A 16,706-nucleotide genomic window follows, 5' to 3' on the forward strand; every position below is an offset into this window, starting at 1 on the left:
GAAATTTAGCGCCATCTGGTTTTGAGAGGATTCAATGGAGGGCTCTGCACAGCGAGGAGCGACCGCGAACTTACATGACATGTCGAGAGTGGAATTTGGTTCCCATCTCAGTAGCTATCAGGCGAAGTATTTTGCGCACGAGCTTGAACGTAGCTATGCCAATGACCATGTCGGTAAACTCGCTGGACTGTTGTTTGACGCGCAAGTTGAGTCGAAGCCGCACCAAATTGATGCCGCGCTGTTCGCGCTAAAAGGCAATGCGACGAGAGGGGTCATCCTCGCTGACGAAGTTGGCCTGGGTAAGACTATCGAGGCGGGCATTGTCATTACTCAGTACTGGGCTGAACGTAAACGCCGTATCTTAATTATTGCGCCAGCTAGTCTTAGACAGCAGTGGAAACAGGAGCTGTACGAGAAGTTCTGCATCGCCTCCGAGTTGCTGCACTCGAAAAATAGAAAGCAATTGCTAGCTGGTCATGGAGGTCAACAGGTCCTTATCGCGTCATATGAATTTGTGCGCCAACATGAGGCTGATTTGTTGCGCCCTTGGGATTTGGTGGTTGCCGACGAAGCCCACCGTCTGCGGAATTTCTACAAGGGACCAGCCAAATCCAAGGTGGCTTCGTCGGTCGGCAAAGTTATGGATGGTGCTAGCAAAATAGTCATGTTGACCGCGACGCCTCTCCAGAACCGACTGGAGGAAGTCTATGGTCTGGTCTCGCTGTTCGACCCAGAGTATTTCCGATCCTTGGATGTTTTCCGGGAGCGCTACGTCAAGACTAATGGCGAACAGTTCATGGCTGACGACCTGGCTGAGCGCATGAGTCATCTAACAAAGCGCACCCTGCGTCGCGAAGCAGAGAAGTATATCCGTTTCACCAATCGAGATCCTTTGACCGTGGAGTTCTTGCCTTCTGACGACGAAATCGAGCTATATGACTTAGTTAACGACTATCTGCAGCGCGGGACACTGTATGCCTTTAACAATTCTCAACGGGCGTTATCGTCGCTGGTGATGCGTAAGCGTCTAGGTTCTTCGACCTTCGCGGTGGGTATTACGCTGCGGAACACTGCCAAGCGTCTGGCAGAAGAGCTTGCCGCCAATGGGCACTCAGATCAAAACCAGCAATTGTTTGAGTTTGAAGATGAGTTGCTTGATGAAGAACAAGCAGCCTTGGAGTCCTTCGGTCATCTGGCGGAGCCGGGGGAGGATTGGTCGGATCCGGAGATTCGGCGGCAGATCCAGCAGGAGATCGATGAGCTTAATGACTATGCCGAACTGGCGGAATCCATTGAGGTTAACCAAAAGGCGCTTAAGCTTACTGAAGCAATTGAGCGTGGCTTTGAACGACTGAGAGAAATTGGTGCGCCCGAGAAGGCGATTATCTTCACCGAGTACACGGATACGCAAAACTTTTTGGCACGGATGCTGCGGGATTCGGGGTACGGAGATGGGTTGGTGCTGTTTAATGGCAACAACAGCTCACCGGAGCAGACCGAGATATACCGGGCATGGCTGGAGAAGAATGCTGGCAGCGATATTGTGACCTGTAATCTTTCGGCTGACCGGCGTAAGGCGTTGGTGGATTATTTCCGTGATGAAGGCAAGATCATGATTGCTACCGAGGCAGCGGCTGAAGGTATTAACCTGCAATTCTGCTCGATGTTGATTAATTACGACTTGCCCTGGAACCCGCAGCGGGTTGAACAGCGTATTGGTCGTATTCACCGGTTTGGTCAGAAGTATGACTTTGTTATTGCTAACTTCTTCAACCAGGGCAACACTGCTGAGTCTCGCATCCTGGAACTCTTGCAGGACAAGTTTCATATCTTCGACAGCCTCTTTGGGGCCAGTGATGAGGTGCTGGGGCGAATTGAGAACGGTTTCGACTTCGCCCAAGAGATTGCCAACATCTACGACAATTATCGTACGGCTGATGAGATCAACCGGGCCTTTGAGGAGCTGGAGGCGAAGTATGCCGAGGCGGTGAGTAAGGATATGGCTGCGGCTAAGGCCAAGGTTTTCGACAACCTTGATCCGTCAGTGCGTGACCGTTTGAAGTCTTATGATGAGCAATCCGGCGCGGTGCTCAACAAGTTCGAGCAGTTGCTGTTGCTCTTGACCATTAACCGGCTGCAGGCAAGTGCGTGTTTTGAGGGTGATGGCCGAAACTTCGTTCTTCATTCTGCACCCGAGGAAAATATTCCAACCGGGCGTTACCACTTCAAGTCCTCGCCGAGTGCTAACTCGCGCCAATACCGCTATCACAGTGATCTGGCGAAATTCGTGGTCGACGGGGCAATGAATGCCGAAACTCCCTCTAGGGAACTGGTTTTTGACATTTCCCAGTCTGAGCGAGTGAGCTCGCGGATGAAGCAGCTGGTTGGCCAAGCCGGCAGTCTCACGGTTAAAGACTTGACCTTCATGATGAAGGCAGGCGAAAACGACATCTCAGAAAGCTACCTACTAGCTGCAGGTGCTTCGGATTCTGGAGACGTTCTGAGCCCCGAAGATATTGCGGAGATGATGGATCTGCGAGTAGCGGAGCAACGTGACCTAGGCGCAGATCTTGACCAGGAGCAGTTCGCGGGCGCTATCCGTGAGCAGCAGGACTCGCTGGAGAAGGAAGTCCAGCATCGTAACTCGAGCTACTACAACCAGCAGGAAGAACTGCTGGAGAGCCAGATTCTTGATCTCGATACGGAGCGGAGAAAGGCTGTGGGAGAACTGGAAACCAAGCGGAAGGAAATCCGGAAGCGAGCCAACCAAGCTGTAGATCCGATGGAGCAGCTAAGACTTAAGAAGAAGGCGCGCCGATTAGACGATGAGATTGATGAGATTGAGAGCAAGTATCGAAAGGAGAAGCGAACGCTCCGAGATAATGTCGATGAGCTGCTGATCCTGATTAGGCAGTCTTTGCAAGGCAAGCGTCACGAAGAAGAATTGTTCACCATCCGGTGGCAGGTCAAAGCGTAAGTAAAGGTAATGGAGGAGAAGATAATGAACGAACACGATGAAATGATTAACCAAGTCCCAAGCGGTAGCCCAGAGTTCCGTACCGAGCTGGCCGAGCAACTGGCTGACCTAGCTCCGGAAGTCATCGCTGACGGCAAGATTGACGTTGAGAAGCTCAAGGAACTCCTTGAGGGCGATGTTTCAGATACCAGCGAGCGCTTCGGTCTGTTCTGGCCGGGCAAGAAGCGGGCTATGCGGGCTGCACAGGCCCCAACCACGGCAACCCTGGTCCCGGAAAAGGAAAACTCTAAGGACTGGGACACCACCAAGAACGTCTTCATTGAGGGGGATAGCCTCGAGGTACTGAAGGTGCTCCAGAAGCACTACCACGGAAAGATCAAGATGATCTACATTGATCCTCCGTACAACACCGGTAAGGACTTCGTCTACCCGGACAATTTCAAGGAAGGTCTCGACACCTACCTCGAATGGTCGAAGCAAGTTAACGAGGAAGGGAAGAAGCTTTCATCCAACTCGGAGTCCGCGGGGCGTTTCCACTCCAACTGGCTCAACATGATGTATCCCAGGCTGAAGCTGGCGAGGAACTTGCTTCGAGAGGACGGTCTCATATTCATAAGTATCGACGACGAAGAGATGCACAGGCTCGTCGGTCTGTGCAATGAAGTTTTTGGTGAAAGTAGGTTTATCGGACAAATTCTATGGAAAAAGAGGAATACCCCTCCAAATGATCGGGCTGTAGGAGCGCAACATGACTACGTCCTCGTATATGGTAAAAAGGACCTCTCGGGTGTTTACTTGCGTCCCCGTGATGCCGAACAACTAGCTCGGTATAAGAACCCAGATAATCACCCAAATGGCCCTTGGGTTGCCGGAGATTTGACTGCCAACGTAAAAGGCGGACGATATGTCGATAGTCTCTATTTTCCGATTACCAATCCGACGACCGGCGAGGAATTTTGGCCCGCAAATCATGGGAACTGGAGATTTAGTCGGGATAGGATAACCGAGTTACAGCGCAACGATGAGCTTTACTTCGGAAAGAATGGACGCGGAGCGCCGAAGCTAAAGCGATTCCTTAAGAATATTAAATCGGGAACCACTTGGACTACGCTCTGGGACTTTGCGCCATTTAACACTCAAGGCACAAAAGAGGTTGCAAATCTTTTCGATGGTTCAACCTACTTCGACAGTCCGAAGCCAGTTGGTTTGCTTGAAGAAATGCTTAAAATGTCTAGCCGCGATGATGACATTGTACTTGACTTTTTTGCAGGTTCAAGCTCAACAGCACATGCTGTAATGAGTGCAAATCAGAAGGACAATGGTTCGCGCCGATTTATAATGGTGCAGCTACCTGAACCTACCCCGGAAAAATCAGAAGCAGCCAAGGCCGGATTTTCGACAATCTCTGAAATTTCCCGCGAGCGTATCCGTCGGGCTGGAGAGAAGATTAAACAAGACTTCGCTGAAGAGATCGCTGAACGTGAAATAGCTCTGGACGTTGGTTTCCGGGCTTTCAAGCTTTCAGACACCAACTTCGCTAAGTGGCACACTGAATCAGATACGGATGCGACGCAGCTGGAAGCGCACCTTGAAAGCCTGCGTGGCAGCGCTGACGATAATGCCTCGGCTGATGCGCTTTTTACTGAGATTCTTATCAAGCAGGGACACTCTTTGGTCGAACAGGTTCGTGACGTAGAGATTGACGGTTTGCGTTACCAGGCGGTTGTCCGTGTCGACGAAGGCGGAGTCGAGGACATACTGGTGTTGGCTTACCTCGACGAGCACACCAAGCCAACTTTGTCGTTGCTTCGAGCTGCTATAGATACCAAGCCGGTTCAGTTCATCATTTTGGAAGATGTCTTCCAGGGGGACGACCAGCTGAAAACTAACTTGGCGCAGATGTGTAAGACTAACGACGTCGAACTTTGGACGGCATAGGGACGGCTATGAAGTTTAAGTTTGATGCGAAACAGGGGTACCAGCTTTCAGCGATCGATTCGGTTGTGGACCTTTTTGATGGTCAGCCGAATGACGCGGGTGATTTCCTTACGACGTTCCGGTCGATGCGTGCGCTGCCGGAAGCTGATGGTGCGCAGGCGCTGGATTTGGATTTGAGCCAAGAAGTTGGTGCGGTCGGTAATAACTTCTTGCTTGATGAAGAAACAGTGCTTGAGAACCTAAAGGTCGTTCAGAATGCTCATGGATTGGAGCCTGCTTCGGTGCTCAAAGATGGTCTGCAATTCGATATTGAAATGGAGACTGGTACCGGAAAGACGTATGTTTACCTGCGCACTATTTTCGAACTGGCTCAGAAGTACAACTTCACCAAGTTCGTGGTTTTGGTTCCAAGCGTTGCTATCCGGGAGGGAGTGAAGACCAGCATCGATTTGATGCATGATCACTTCCGCCAACTTTATCCGAGCCTACCGTTTGATCTTATGGTCTATAGTGGTAAGAATGCCGAGGACGTGCAGTCTTTTGCGACTTCGACCAGTATCCAGATCATGATCATGACGATTGGTTCTGTCCGCGGCCGGGGCAATAACCTGATCATGAATCAGAACCGGGACAAGCTCAATGGGCTCAAGCCGATCGATTTCTTGAAGGCGACTCGTCCGGTCCTGATCATGGATGAGCCGCAGAATATGGAGTCAGATCTCTCGAAGTCGGCGCTGGTGGGGATGAATCCTGCTTTTATCCTGCGCTACAGTGCAACTCACCGCAAGACCCGTAACGTGACTTACCGCTTGGACCCGGTCGATGCGCATGAACTTGGACTAGTTAAACAGATTGTGGTGGCCGAGGCGACTGAGCACGGCGGGGATGCTAAGCCATATATCAAGTTGCTGGAGGTTAAGAGTAATCCTTGGCAGGCCAGCCTAGAGTTGGTGTGTCGGAAGAAGGATGGCTCATTTGATCGTCAGGTTAAGAAGGTCAAGCAAGGCCAAGACCTAGAGAAAGTAACCAACAATCCGGCTTACAATAACAACTGGCGGATCAATGAAATCAATCTTGGCGGTCCTGGCTTTGTTGAGTTGACCAATCACGGAATCCTTCATGTCGGTGAGGCAATTGGCAACAACGATGAGGCTGTTTACCGGGAGATGATCCGGGAAACCATCCGGGAGCATTTCCGCAAAGAGTCGTTGATGCGCGAGCACGGGATGAAGGTGCTGAGCTTGTTCTTCGTGGACAAGGTAGCAAGCTACCTCGGTGATGGCTCAGATAATGTGACCGCTAACGGCAAGTTCGCACAGTGGTTTGATGAACTGTTCATTGAAGAGCGCGAGCGCCGTCCGGAATACAAAGAGCTGTTGCCACAAGATCCCGTTGAGCTGCGTCGGGCGTACTTTTCGCAGATTAAAAAGGGTGTCTTTGGTGACACTTCGGGTGAGACGGCTAAGGATGATGATTCTTACGACCTGATCATGAAAGACAAGGCTCGACTAATGAGTGAAGATGAACCGGTCCGGTTTATCTTCTCACACTCGGCTTTGCGTGAGGGGTGGGATAACCCGAACGTCTTCCAGATCTGTACCTTGCGTGAAATGGGCTCAGAAACAGAGCGACGCCAGACTATTGGGCGTGGTCTACGTTTGCCGGTCAACCAGGATGGTGAGCGAGTCGCTGACCGGGCGGTGGCTCAGCTGACGGTCATTGCGAACGAGTCTTACCAGAAGTTCGCCGCTAATCTGCAGAACGAATACAAGAAGGCTGGTGTGGCCATTGGCTTTATCCGCAAAGGGGATTTCGCCAAGTTGCCAAATCCAGAGTCGGGTGGGGCGGATAACATCGGTTACTTCACTTCGGAAGTAATCTGGGAGCAGCTTAAGGACCGAGGGTTCCTTAGCAAGGATGGTTATGTCACTGAGGCGTTTACCCCGGATGCCGATGGATTCTCGCTGGGGTTGTCGGGAGAATACAGTCCAGTGGAGTCTGTGATTATTGAGATCCTGCGCCGGGCGAATATTGAACAATACGTCAAACCTAAGCGCAACCGTACGACCCGCAAGCTCAATAAACAGCTGTATTTCACCTCGCGAGAGTTTGAAGAGTTCTGGGAGAAGATTAGTCAACGCACGACCTATAGCGTGTCGGTTGACCGTGAAGAATTGATCAAGAGTTCAGTCAAGAAAATCAAAAAGGCTGAGACAATCCAGCCACTTCGAATCGAGGTCAAGAAGGCCAAGCTCAGTATCGCTCGCGGTGGTACCAAGGGCGCGGAAACCAGTAGCCGTACTTCTGATCTTCGTGGCGGCTACAAGCTGCCCGACATCGTGGCAGAGCTACAGGAAGCGACGTCGTTGACTAGGGCCACGATTATTGACATTTTGATCCAAAGTGGTCGTTTGGAAGAGTTCATCTGCAACCCGAATGACTACATCAAGATGGTTCGCAGAGTTATTGAAGCTGAACTGGCCGCGATTGTCACCGAAGGTGTGCAGTATGAGAAGATCGGCGGCAGCATCTACTCGCTGACTGAACTGCAGCGGGATGGAGTAGAAGAGAAGCAGTACTTCCTCGACAACCTCTACAAAGTCAAGAACAAGGAGAAGACCGACTACGACTTCGTGGTCTTCGATTCGGAGACCGAACGCGAATTTGCTGAACTGCTCGACAGCCGAAAGGACGTCAAGTTGTTCCTCAAGTTGCCACCGAAGTTCAAGATTGATACTCCCGTCGGACCATATAACCCAGACTGGGCGATCGTGAAGTACGAGGACGGCGGGGACAAGCTCTATATGGTCCGTGAAACGAAGAGCACGATGAACGAACATCTTCTGCGCGCGACTGAACAAGCCAAGATTGATGCAGCGAAAGTCCATTTCGAGACCATCGGTGTGGATTACGCTAAGGCTGCGCCCAGCGATTGGAATCTATAAAGGACAGGTTTGAACAAATCGGTTACTGTGACGTAAACGGGCTCTCATTACCTTAGAGCGGTTTCTGGTCGGGCTCGCCCCACCTGAGTCATAAGGGTGCGCGGGTGGGCGATTACTGTCTTTTGCCGGACAGTTCCGATGCGCACGGGGTCGTTTAAAGAAGCTTCAAATGGTTGACGACTTCGTGCAGTTGCTGGATTTTCAGCCGGATCTGACCCCCGTTAGGTAGACACCCCGGATTCCAGCCAGTATGGCTGGGAAGGAAGGTAATCTACCAGCATGCCCGCGTCAAGGTTTACACGGAACAGTTCAAGCGCGACGCCGTCGCGATGTTCGGGGCGAGCCCAGATGCTTCGATGCGCAAGGTCGCAGAAGAGCTCGGGATCAATCGCTCGGCCCTGGGATATTGGTACAAGCAGTTTGGTACCAACGTTGCCGCTAAGGATGCAGGCTCTTCACCGGCAGCTAAGCTTGCTGATGCGGAGCGAATTCGCCAGTTAAAGCGCGAAAACAAGCGGCTTCGTGAAGAGCGTGAAATTCTGCGCAAGGCCGCGAAGTATTTTGCGGAAGAGCCGACCTGGTGATACGACTTCCAGTTCGCCTGTGACCATATCTCCGACTACTCGGTTAAGCGGATGGAAGTTCTAAACCTTAACCGGTCTTCGTACTACAGGTGGAAGAATTCGGCTCCACGTCGTCGTCAGCGCCTTTTAGATGACGCTCTGGCGGCCGCTGAGATCCAGGACATTTTCGACGCTGAAAACGGCGTCTGGGGTGCTCGTCGCATCACTGCCGAACTCAACGACCCCACATGTCGCGACGGTGCTACAACCCCTGCCAAGCGGATCAATCGCAAAAAGGTGGCCCGCTTGATGCGGGCCTAGAACCTGTTCGGATTTCAGAAGAAGCGCAGGGTCAAGACCACCGTGCGCGACAAAGGCCGGCGCGTGTTCGCAGACTTGGTGAACCGTGACTTCACCGCCTGCTGTTAGCGGACATGAAAAACTGACCGGAGGCGGACATGAAAAAGTCCGCCTATGGCCATGAGAAACTGACCAGTGGCGGACACGACGGGGGTGGGGCGTGTTCGAAGGGTTGTCTTAGCCGGACGGGGTGTGTATGCGAACTATGCCCTATGGGTTAGCGCTTTGTTGTGGCGTCGATGTAGCGCTGGGATTCTCCTTCGGTTTGGATGACGATGGCGTGGTGCATTAGCCGGTCGATGGCGGCGTTGATCTGTGTGGGGCGTACCTGCGGCATGAGGTCGGCGAACCGTGACGGATGCGAGTTCGAGGTAATCGCCAGCGAGGTGTGCTGGTAGGTCGCTTCAATAAGCGCGAGGAATCCGTTGGCTTCAGCGACGGTAACGTCGAAGTATCCCACGTTGTCAAGGATGACTAAGTCCAGTTTGGCGAGTTTCGAAAAGCCTTTATGCGGGTCCAAGTCCGCAGCGTGCCGGTTAATGAGCTGGCCGAGGTTCTTCATTGTGAGCCACTTGACCTTCTTGCCGCGTTTAATCAGCTCGACTGCAAGTGCTTCGGTGAGCATGGATTTGCCAGTGCCTTGTGGCCCGCACAAAACGAGGTTGTCGTGGCGGTCCACCCAGTCTAGGGCTTTGAGGTGTTCTTGGCGTTCTACTGGGATGGTAGACCTGGCTGGGTCCCACGCGGCGAAACTTACCCCGGTAGGAAGTCCAGCATTTTTACGCCTGGTGACTAGCGCTGACTTGGCCCTGCTGAGTGCTTCTGCTTCGACAATGGTGCCTAGAAATTCTTCCAGGCGCCGGCGGTGAGCGTCATTGTCACATGATTGAAGGTAGTCAATGGCGGCACTTTTAAGCCCGGGTACTCGAAGCCTGGTTAGTTGTGCGGCAAGCCCTGCGGGAAGCTGGTAGTTGGGTGCGCTCATTTAGAACCATGCCTCCTCGTGCTCGTCGGCCTCGTGGTGTGAGGTCTCAGGTGGTGTGGGTGTGTAGAACCCGTCCCAGGAGTTCGAGGCATGTTCGATGGTTTCAGGTTCTGGGCCCTCGATATTAAAGGCCGTGCCGATTTTGGTAGCTAGGGCGTTGACTGGGTAGTTATCTGCCATGGCTTCGATATCGGTGCTGGTGATAAGGCCCGCGTCGATCGCGGCGCGAGCGATGTCATCAGCGAACCACTTCCCGCGCGTAGCGGCCAGCGTGACGAACAAACTCATGGTGTGTTTGATTTGCGGTGCGTGGTGGGCAACCCCGAAGCGCAGCCACGCTTCGGCACCGGGTCCGATGGCAAGGAAGTCTTTTTCTAGTTTCGAGCGAGGATTGACCTTGTAGTGGCCAGGCTCAGGCCGCTGGAAGGAGAAATGGTTCGGGTCAATCCGGCTGTCGCCGCGGACTCCTTTGACATGGCGTGCGACTTCTTCCACCCCGTCGATGTCGTGGAAGTAGATTACGACCTCATTGACGTCTGGGCTTGAGGTTACCCTCGTTTAGTGGACACCCGATTAGTGCGGATCTTGTGTCCGTAAGAGAGGATGTTCATTGTGAGTCAACAACGCCAGAAATACACGCCGGAGTACCGGCGTGAAGCCGCAAACCTAGTAATCGAGTCAGAACGCCCGATTGCTCATGTAGCGAAAGAAATTGGTGTCGCACCTGGCCTTTTAGGTCGGTGGGTGAAAAATGAGCGTCAACGCCGAGGATCCTCTGATGGGCTAAGCGAGGCTGATCTTCGTGCTGAGAACGCTCGTCTGCGTCGTGAGCTGGCAGAAGCCAAGATGGATAACGAGTTTTTGTCAAAAGCGACAGCCTTCTTCGCCGCAAAGCAACGCGATCAGAAAAGTTCGAATTAATGCAGCAGGAGAAGGCGAATTTCAGTATCAAGCGCATGGCACGCCTTTTGAAGGTATCTCGGTCTGGATACTACAAATGGGCCCATATGCAGCAGCAACGCTTATCCGGTAAGGATGATCGTGCAGCATTTTACGATGATGTTGATCGCAAGATTCATCAGATCTGGAAAGACTCCAACGAGGTCTACGGTGCCCCGCGAATCACCGCAGAACTAGGTGAGCGCTACCAGATTGTTCTTAACCGCAAGACTGTGGCTAAGCGGATGCGCCTGATGGGAATTGAAGGAATTTCACCGCGTGCCTTCGTCCCAGCGACAACGATTCAATCTAAACGTAAGTCGAGTCTTCCTGACCTGGTAAAGCGCATGTTTGATACCGGCGAGCTCAATCGAGTATGGATGTCAGACATTACCTACCTGCGAACCGGCGAGGGTTGGTTGTACTTATGCGCAGTTCGCGATGGTCATTCCCGCAGGGTGCTGGGCTGGGCTATGGATAGCGTGCAAGATACATTCCTGGTCGAACGAGCACTGCGGATGGCACATACACTGCGTGGTGACGTTCCTGACGGGCTGGTGTTTCACGCCGACCGGGGAACACAATTTACCAGCGAGCAGCTCTGGGAGGTGTGCCGCAACCTAGGTGTTGCTCAGTCTGTGGGGCGTACTGGGGTGTGTTTCGATAATGCGATGGCTGAGTCGTTCTGGTCGACGCTTAAGACCGAGTTCTACGACCGGAAGCGCTGGCCAACCCGCGATGCTGCGCGTCAGGCCGTTGCCTACTGGATTGAAGCCGTCTACAACCGTCGGCGCCGGCACTCCGCACTCGGGATGGTCAGCCCCGTCGATTTCGAGAACCACACCAGCCTAACCACCAGCAGAAAAGAAATAGCTGCCTAACCACTAGGTAGCTCCACTACGTGTCCACGATTTGCGGGCAACCCCAGGCTGGATTGTTCTGTGATGTAGACTTGCCGGCCCATGAGTTCTTCAGGCACTGAGTACACCGCGTGCTGGTAGGTGATCATGGGCGTATTCGCCGGCACTTTCCGCAGTTCACCGAAGACACTAGGATGCGTGTCCACAGGCAGTGGGCCGAGGTGTTTAGCTTCGACTTCACGCAGTACTTCTGCAGGAACAAGCCCGGTTGTACGGTGTGGTCGGGCGTTGATCTTGTCCATAAATGCCTGGCATGCTGCTTCGAGCTGGCCGAAGGTCTCGTAGGCGTCCACGAGATTCGTATCGCGGGGAAGGATGTCGTCTTTGGCTAGGCGTACGGCGTATTCGACTCCGCCTTTCGTGGCAGGGTCTGCCGGTGCACAGACTTGGATACTAACGCGGTAGTGCGACATGAACGATTCCATTGTCGGATTGAACTCCGGCAGGCTTGCGTGACGGCCTACAACTACGGTTTTCTCATTATCCGTGAGCACAAAGTCGGGTACTCCGCCGATAGCCCGAAAGCACCGGTCTAAGGCAGCGAGTACGGTAGTCATCTTTCGGTTACGCAGGGCAAAGACGACGCGGAATCGCGAGTAGGCAACCCAGGCAACAAACAGCACGGTCTTCTTGCCATCGACTACTGGGCCGTCGCCGAAGTCGTACTGGAGCCATTTGCCTGGTGCGGTTACCCAAGGCTGGTGTGCGCGCCGCGATGACGAGAGGCGGTATTCCTGTTTGAGTGTCGCGACGATGCGACGCGTGGTGCGCTGGCTTCCTTCAAAACCACGGTCCAGCAAAGCCTCGTGGACCACGTCGGCGCGGATCTTTCCGCCCGAGTTGGTGATCAGTTCCTTGATGAATCCACGGTGCGCATCCGTAATCGACGGACGTGGCCCACGCGCTGGCGGTGCGTCAGCGTGAGCGCGCACCACGCGTAGAACCGTGTTGTGCGAGACGTTGAGCTCGTCGGCGACAGCACGCGCATTTTTTAAAATGGCGTAGCGAGCCAGAATTTTCTGGCTTCTTCTGGAAGACTGCATAAAGGGTCTTCATCCTTTCGATAGATATGTCCGGCTAGACACTTCTATCGAACACTGGATGAAGACCCCCTTTGTTTTCTACCCCCGGATAAAAACTCCCCAAACCCCTAAATCCCGTTTCCGCCACTGGTCAACTTTTCATGTCCGCCAACACCTGCGCTCCGAATCGTGTGCTTGTCGGCGATATTACGTATCTGCCGATCGCGGACGGAACGAACATGTACTTGGCAAGAGCTATTGATTGTTTCTCCCGCAAACTTGTTGGGTTTGCTATCGCAGATCACATGTGTACCGAACTGGTAGAAGAAGCCCTCGAAAACGCTTCCCACCTGCGAGGAGGTCTTGATGGTTCGATTTTCCACTCAGATCACGGAAGCGTCTACACCTCATCGCAGTTCCAGGCAACATGCAGGCGCTTGGGCGTTACCCAGTCGATGGGCGCGGTGGGAACCAGCGCGGATAATTCGCTCGCTGAGTCGTTTTGAAGTGTCTCAGGTTTTGTTCTGTTTGAGTGGATGGGAAAATTTGGAACATGCCGAGAAAATTTGATCAGGATGCGAAGGACCGAATCGTCCGCTTGGTAGAAGATCGCATTCTGGCGGAGAGTATTTCGACGCAGGAAGCGTGCAAGATCGTGGCACCCAAACTGGGCGTTTCGTGGCACGCAGCGAGGCAATGGACGCAAGCCCGCTCGACGTGAGGGACGCGTTACTGAACGGTTGCCTGAGGACCTTGCTGCAGAAAAAGCACGGTTGCGTCGAGAGAATCACCAGCTGCGGGACGCCAATGAGTTGTTGAAGGCCGCTTCGGCTTTTTCGCGTCGGAACCAGGTCCGAAACGTTAAGAAATGATCCGGTTTATCGATGAGTCCCGGAGTATTTTTTCTGTCGAGTTTATCTGCCAGACGTTAAACATCCACCGTGAAGGCGGCTTTTTTACTTCGCGTGGGTACCGCCAGTCTAAAGACCGGGGCTTAAGCTCTCGCGCTCTTCGAGACGCTGCTCTCGTGGGGCATAGTCGCAATGTTCATGCTGAAAGTTACGGCGTCTTCGGTGTGTGGTAGATGTGGCGTGTGCTGCGCCGCCAGGGCAGTGACAGTGGCCGCGAGCACACAGCCTGTCTGATGCGCACCGAGGCCTTGTCGCTGCAGGCGCTCGACCAGGCGATCGTGTGCGCCAAAGGAAACAACGGGCTTGATTTATCATTTAGAACACGGCTGACAATATGTGAGCATCATCTACAACGAGCGCCTGGCTGAGCATGAAATTTCGTGTCTACCGGCACTGTTGGTGATTCCTATGACAATGCTTTGGCTGAGAATGTCTACGGCTCCTACAAGAACGAACTAATTCATACCTGCTCGTGGGCCGACGTGGTCGACGTGGAAATCGCGACGTTCGAGTGGGTCAACTGGTGGACTGAGTCAAGGCTCCACCAGAGCTTGGGCTACCGCACGCTGACTGAAATAGAAGCCGAATTTTGGGAACACCACCCCGGTCAAGAAATAATGGAAATCAAGACACATGCCTAGGAACAAAACCCAGGGCACTTCAAAGCCATAGAGTATTTAGACCGTGAGTTGGAAGAGGCTATCCCGGATGATTCCTGGGAAAGCACCAACTAAGGACTAGTCCTGTTCCGGCTCCGGTGTGATTAGAGTTCGGCGTCCTAGTCGTCTTCATGCTGTGCTTTCCGCTCTGGTGCCTTGTTCTCACTCTGCGTGTCGTGTGCGTTATCCACGGTCTGGTAGCCGGTAGGAGCCTCCTCTCCCAGTTCGAGGCTGGCGCGAGGAAGTCGAGGTCGTTGTGTTTCTACGGGCCATGTGGAGTGGTGGCCTGGGGCACTTCAATAAGCCATTTTGGAACCAGGTAAACCAGGCGGTGAAACTCCGCGTGAGGCGCCCTAGGCCTATCGGTCTTGAACGGATTCTGATCCTTGGCGAAAATGATAGGTCTTGGTCGATTTATCGGGTCGTTGGGTTTAGGGTGAGGTCATGCTTTTTGATTCGCTGCCGCGGCCGAATGCGTACGTCGCGCCGGGCGTGGGGCACGTGCCGGGATGGGTGGGCATCGGCAAGCAAAAGGCCTTGGTGGAAGAGACGCGGGAGATTGCTCGCGCGTATGCGCATACACCGATGGCGATGGTGCAGCCGCGGCTGAAATCGGGTGGGCAGATGAGCGTATTTCAGCTGCATCTTGGCAGGTATTGGCATTATCCCAGCTACCGGTACGTGGACAATATGGAAGGCACGCGGGTGCCGCCGGTACCGGATAGCCTGCGGGAATTGGCCCCGGCGGCGCTGCGGCAGGCGGCCCAGGTCGCCCCGGAGCTTGAACCATGGGTGGATAACTTCGTGCCGGAGATGGCGCTGGTGAATTATTATCCGCCCGGCTCGGCGATGGGGATGCACGTGGATGATTCGGAGGAATCGTCCGCGCCCGTGATTTCGCTTTCGATTGGGGATGAGGCCCTCTTCCGCATAGGCCATACCGAAAATCGCACCAAGCCCTGGGACGATGTGACCCTGTGCTCGGGTGATCTGGTGGTCTTTGGCGGCCCAAAGCGCTTTGCCTATCACGGGGTGGTGCGGGTAAATGATGGCACGCTGCCGGAGGGTTGCGGGCTGCAGGAAGGAAGAATCAATATCACCATCAGACAAGTTTCGGCGAGCGCGGTAGGCTAGGTCGGGTTACATAAAGGTTGAAGAAAAGAGGTTTTTCTTATGTCCCGAATTGGCATCATCATCGGCTCTACCCGCGATAAGGCGGCGGGCCAGGCAGTAGGCGAGTGGGTCAATGACCTCGCCCAAGGCCGCGAGAACGGCGTGGAGTACCAGCTGTTGGAGCTCAAGAAGTTCAATGTCCCCATCCTTACCAGCGAGGTTGTTCCGGGAGCGGCGAATAAGCAGTACGATGACGCCAACGTGCAGGAGTGGTCCAAGGCCGTCGATGCCTGCGATGGCTTTGTCTTCGTGACCCCGGAGTACAACCACTCCGTGCCTGGTGCGTTCAAGAACGCCTATGATTCGCTCGGCGCGGAATGGGCGGGCAAGCCGGTAGCCTTCGTGGGCTATGGTTCCGTCGGCGGCGTGCGCGCGGTCGAGGCATGGCGCAATGTCGTGGCTAACTTCTCCATGCCGCAGCTGCGCAACCAGCTGGACTTTAATATCTTCACCGATTGGAACGATGGCGAATTCCGCCCCAGCGATGACTCCTACGAGCGCGCTAACTCCCTGCTTGCTGAGCTCGAGGACGCACTTTAAGTAAAAGGCCCTGCACCGCGCAGCGCGCTGCGTAGCATGGGGTGCATGAGTGAAAAGAAAGTAGCAGTAGTAACCGGCGCCTCCTCTGGTATTGGGGAGGCCACCGCGCGCTCTTTGGCCAAGGATGGCTGGCACGTCGTGGTGGGAGCTCGCCGCACAGACCGCCTGCAGCAGCTTGCCAATGAAATCGGTGGCGAGGCCTATGAACTGGACGTTACCTCCGATGTCTCCGTCTCCAAGTTCGTCTCCCACCTTGACCGCGTAGATCTTTTGGTCAATAACGCCGGCGGTGCCAAGGGCCTGGAGCCGCTGGTCGATACCTCAATTGAGGACTGGCAGTGGATGTACGAGACCAATGTGCTCGGCACCGTGCGCATGATTCAGGCTCTTATGCCCAAGTTAGAGCGGGTGCCGGATCTTTCCGGGCTAATTATTAATGTCGGTTCCATTGCCGGCTGGACCGTATATGAAGGCGGTTCCGGCTATAACACCGCTAAGCACGGCGTGCGCGTAATTTCCCGCGCGCTGCGGCTAGAAAATCACGATGTGCGCGTTACCGAGATTGACCCAGGCCGCGTGGCCACGGACTTTTCCTTGGTGCGCTTCAAGGGCGATGAAAAGCGCGCTGCCGCGGTCTACGATGGCCAGCTCAACCTCGTGGCAGAGGATATTGCCGAGGCCATCCGCTGGGTTGCCGCCCAACCGGCCCACGTCAACGTGGATACGATGACGATCAAGCCGCGCACGCAAAGCTAAGGCCCCGCGGGGCTCTTA

At 54.0% G+C, this 16,706-nt stretch carries 13 protein-coding genes and 2 pseudogenes; 12 read left to right on the forward strand and 3 right to left on the reverse strand.

The annotated features are described in order from the left end of the window. Positions 1-79: 79 nt before the first annotated feature. The 5 genes from HMPREF1257_RS06980 (at position 80) to HMPREF1257_RS12655 (ending at position 8,744) form a co-directional block, all read left to right on the forward strand. Positions 80-2,977: an SNF2-related protein gene (locus HMPREF1257_RS06980; RefSeq protein WP_034659485.1), complete on the forward strand. Its 2,898-nt coding sequence runs from the start codon at positions 80-82 to the stop codon at positions 2,975-2,977. Positions 2,978-3,001: 24 nt separating this feature from the next. Continuing rightward, positions 3,002-4,915, forward strand: a complete 1,914-nt coding sequence (locus HMPREF1257_RS06985) for a site-specific DNA-methyltransferase (protein ID WP_023024825.1) — start codon at positions 3,002-3,004, stop codon at positions 4,913-4,915. A gap of 8 nt (positions 4,916-4,923) precedes the next feature. Next, positions 4,924-7,860 (forward strand): DEAD/DEAH box helicase family protein, encoded by a 2,937-nt coding sequence (locus tag HMPREF1257_RS06990; RefSeq protein WP_023024827.1) that lies wholly within the window; start codon positions 4,924-4,926, stop codon positions 7,858-7,860. 269 nt (positions 7,861-8,129) lie between these two features. After that, complete coding sequence (locus tag HMPREF1257_RS06995) at positions 8,130-8,444, forward strand: transposase (protein ID WP_034659452.1); 315 nt, start codon at positions 8,130-8,132, stop codon at positions 8,442-8,444. A gap of 51 nt (positions 8,445-8,495) precedes the next feature. Next, positions 8,496-8,744, forward strand: a complete 249-nt coding sequence (locus HMPREF1257_RS12655) for an IS3 family transposase (protein WP_051139585.1) — start codon at positions 8,496-8,498, stop codon at positions 8,742-8,744. A 256-nt stretch (positions 8,745-9,000) separates the two neighbouring features. On the opposite strand, the gene HMPREF1257_RS07005 is transcribed toward HMPREF1257_RS12655, so the two are convergent. Both HMPREF1257_RS07005 and HMPREF1257_RS12235 read right to left on the reverse strand, forming a co-directional pair. Beyond that, complete coding sequence (locus tag HMPREF1257_RS07005) at positions 9,001-9,768, reverse strand: ATP-binding protein (protein WP_023024831.1); 768 nt, start codon at positions 9,766-9,768, stop codon at positions 9,001-9,003. Next, complete coding sequence (locus tag HMPREF1257_RS12235; protein WP_156904649.1) at positions 9,769-10,056, reverse strand: hypothetical protein; 288 nt, start codon at positions 10,054-10,056, stop codon at positions 9,769-9,771. 315 nt (positions 10,057-10,371) lie between these two features. Between HMPREF1257_RS12235 and HMPREF1257_RS07020 the strand changes: the two genes are divergently transcribed. Next, a protein-coding gene (locus HMPREF1257_RS07020; RefSeq protein ID WP_156904624.1) for an IS3 family transposase occupies positions 10,372-11,588 on the forward strand; the annotation gives its coding sequence in 2 pieces (ribosomal slippage) (positions 10,372-10,633 and positions 10,633-11,588; 1,218 coding nt in all). Here the strand turns inward: HMPREF1257_RS07020 and istA are convergent. Then, positions 11,585-12,670, reverse strand: coding sequence for an IS21 family transposase (gene istA / locus HMPREF1257_RS07025; protein WP_023024836.1), 1,086 nt, complete (start codon positions 12,668-12,670; stop codon positions 11,585-11,587). The two genes, HMPREF1257_RS07020 and istA, sit on opposite strands and share 4 nt — an antisense overlap. A 161-nt stretch (positions 12,671-12,831) precedes the next feature. On the opposite strand from istA, the pseudogene HMPREF1257_RS11880 reads away from it, so the two are divergent. From HMPREF1257_RS11880 to HMPREF1257_RS07050, 6 genes and pseudogenes are all read left to right on the forward strand, one after another. Next, positions 12,832-13,152: pseudogene (locus tag HMPREF1257_RS11880) on the forward strand (transposase); the annotation flags it as partial. A gap of 4 nt (positions 13,153-13,156) precedes the next feature. Then, positions 13,157-13,370, forward strand: a pseudogene (locus HMPREF1257_RS12395) (hypothetical protein). A gap of 570 nt (positions 13,371-13,940) precedes the next feature. Continuing rightward, positions 13,941-14,201 carry an integrase core domain-containing protein gene (locus tag HMPREF1257_RS11890; protein ID WP_023024840.1) on the forward strand — a complete coding sequence of 87 codons (261 nt, stop codon included), beginning with the start codon at positions 13,941-13,943 and terminating at the stop codon, positions 14,199-14,201. 462 nt (positions 14,202-14,663) lie between these two features. After that, complete coding sequence (locus HMPREF1257_RS07040; RefSeq protein ID WP_023027947.1) at positions 14,664-15,353, forward strand: alpha-ketoglutarate-dependent dioxygenase AlkB; 690 nt, start codon at positions 14,664-14,666, stop codon at positions 15,351-15,353. A gap of 39 nt (positions 15,354-15,392) precedes the next feature. Continuing rightward, complete coding sequence (locus HMPREF1257_RS07045; protein WP_023024844.1) at positions 15,393-15,932, forward strand: NADPH-dependent FMN reductase; 540 nt, start codon at positions 15,393-15,395, stop codon at positions 15,930-15,932. Between the two features lie 36 nt (positions 15,933-15,968). Further along, the gene (locus tag HMPREF1257_RS07050; protein WP_023024846.1) at positions 15,969-16,688 is read left to right on the forward strand and encodes an SDR family oxidoreductase; all 720 of its coding nucleotides are present in this window, start codon (positions 15,969-15,971) and stop codon (positions 16,686-16,688) included. Positions 16,689-16,706: the final 18 nt, after the last annotated feature.

The sequence above is a fragment of the Corynebacterium sp. KPL1814 genome (assembly GCF_000478175.1).
GTDB lineage: Bacteria > Actinomycetota > Actinomycetes > Mycobacteriales > Mycobacteriaceae > Corynebacterium.

What these genes read in the sequence shown, in the direction of transcription:
- HMPREF1257_RS06985 (WP_023024825.1), top strand. Translation starts at nt 3,002, where the DNA reads ATGAACGAACACGATGAAATGATTAACCAAGTCCCAAGCGGTAGCCCA.
- HMPREF1257_RS06980 (WP_034659485.1), top strand. Translation starts at nt 80, where the DNA reads ATGTCGAGAGTGGAATTTGGTTCCCATCTCAGTAGCTATCAGGCGAAG.
- HMPREF1257_RS06990 (WP_023024827.1), top strand. Translation starts at nt 4,924, where the DNA reads ATGAAGTTTAAGTTTGATGCGAAACAGGGGTACCAGCTTTCAGCGATC.
- HMPREF1257_RS07005 (WP_023024831.1), bottom strand. Translation starts at nt 9,768, where the DNA reads ATGAGCGCACCCAACTACCAGCTTCCCGCAGGGCTTGCCGCACAACTA.
- HMPREF1257_RS07040 (WP_023027947.1), top strand. Translation starts at nt 14,664, where the DNA reads ATGCTTTTTGATTCGCTGCCGCGGCCGAATGCGTACGTCGCGCCGGGC.
- HMPREF1257_RS07045 (WP_023024844.1), top strand. Translation starts at nt 15,393, where the DNA reads ATGTCCCGAATTGGCATCATCATCGGCTCTACCCGCGATAAGGCGGCG.
- HMPREF1257_RS12235 (WP_156904649.1), bottom strand. Translation starts at nt 10,056, where the DNA reads ATGAGTTTGTTCGTCACGCTGGCCGCTACGCGCGGGAAGTGGTTCGCT.
- HMPREF1257_RS07050 (WP_023024846.1), top strand. Translation starts at nt 15,969, where the DNA reads ATGGGGTGCATGAGTGAAAAGAAAGTAGCAGTAGTAACCGGCGCCTCC.
- istA (WP_023024836.1), bottom strand. Translation starts at nt 12,670, where the DNA reads ATGCAGTCTTCCAGAAGAAGCCAGAAAATTCTGGCTCGCTACGCCATT.
- HMPREF1257_RS12655 (WP_051139585.1), top strand. Translation starts at nt 8,496, where the DNA reads ATGGAAGTTCTAAACCTTAACCGGTCTTCGTACTACAGGTGGAAGAAT.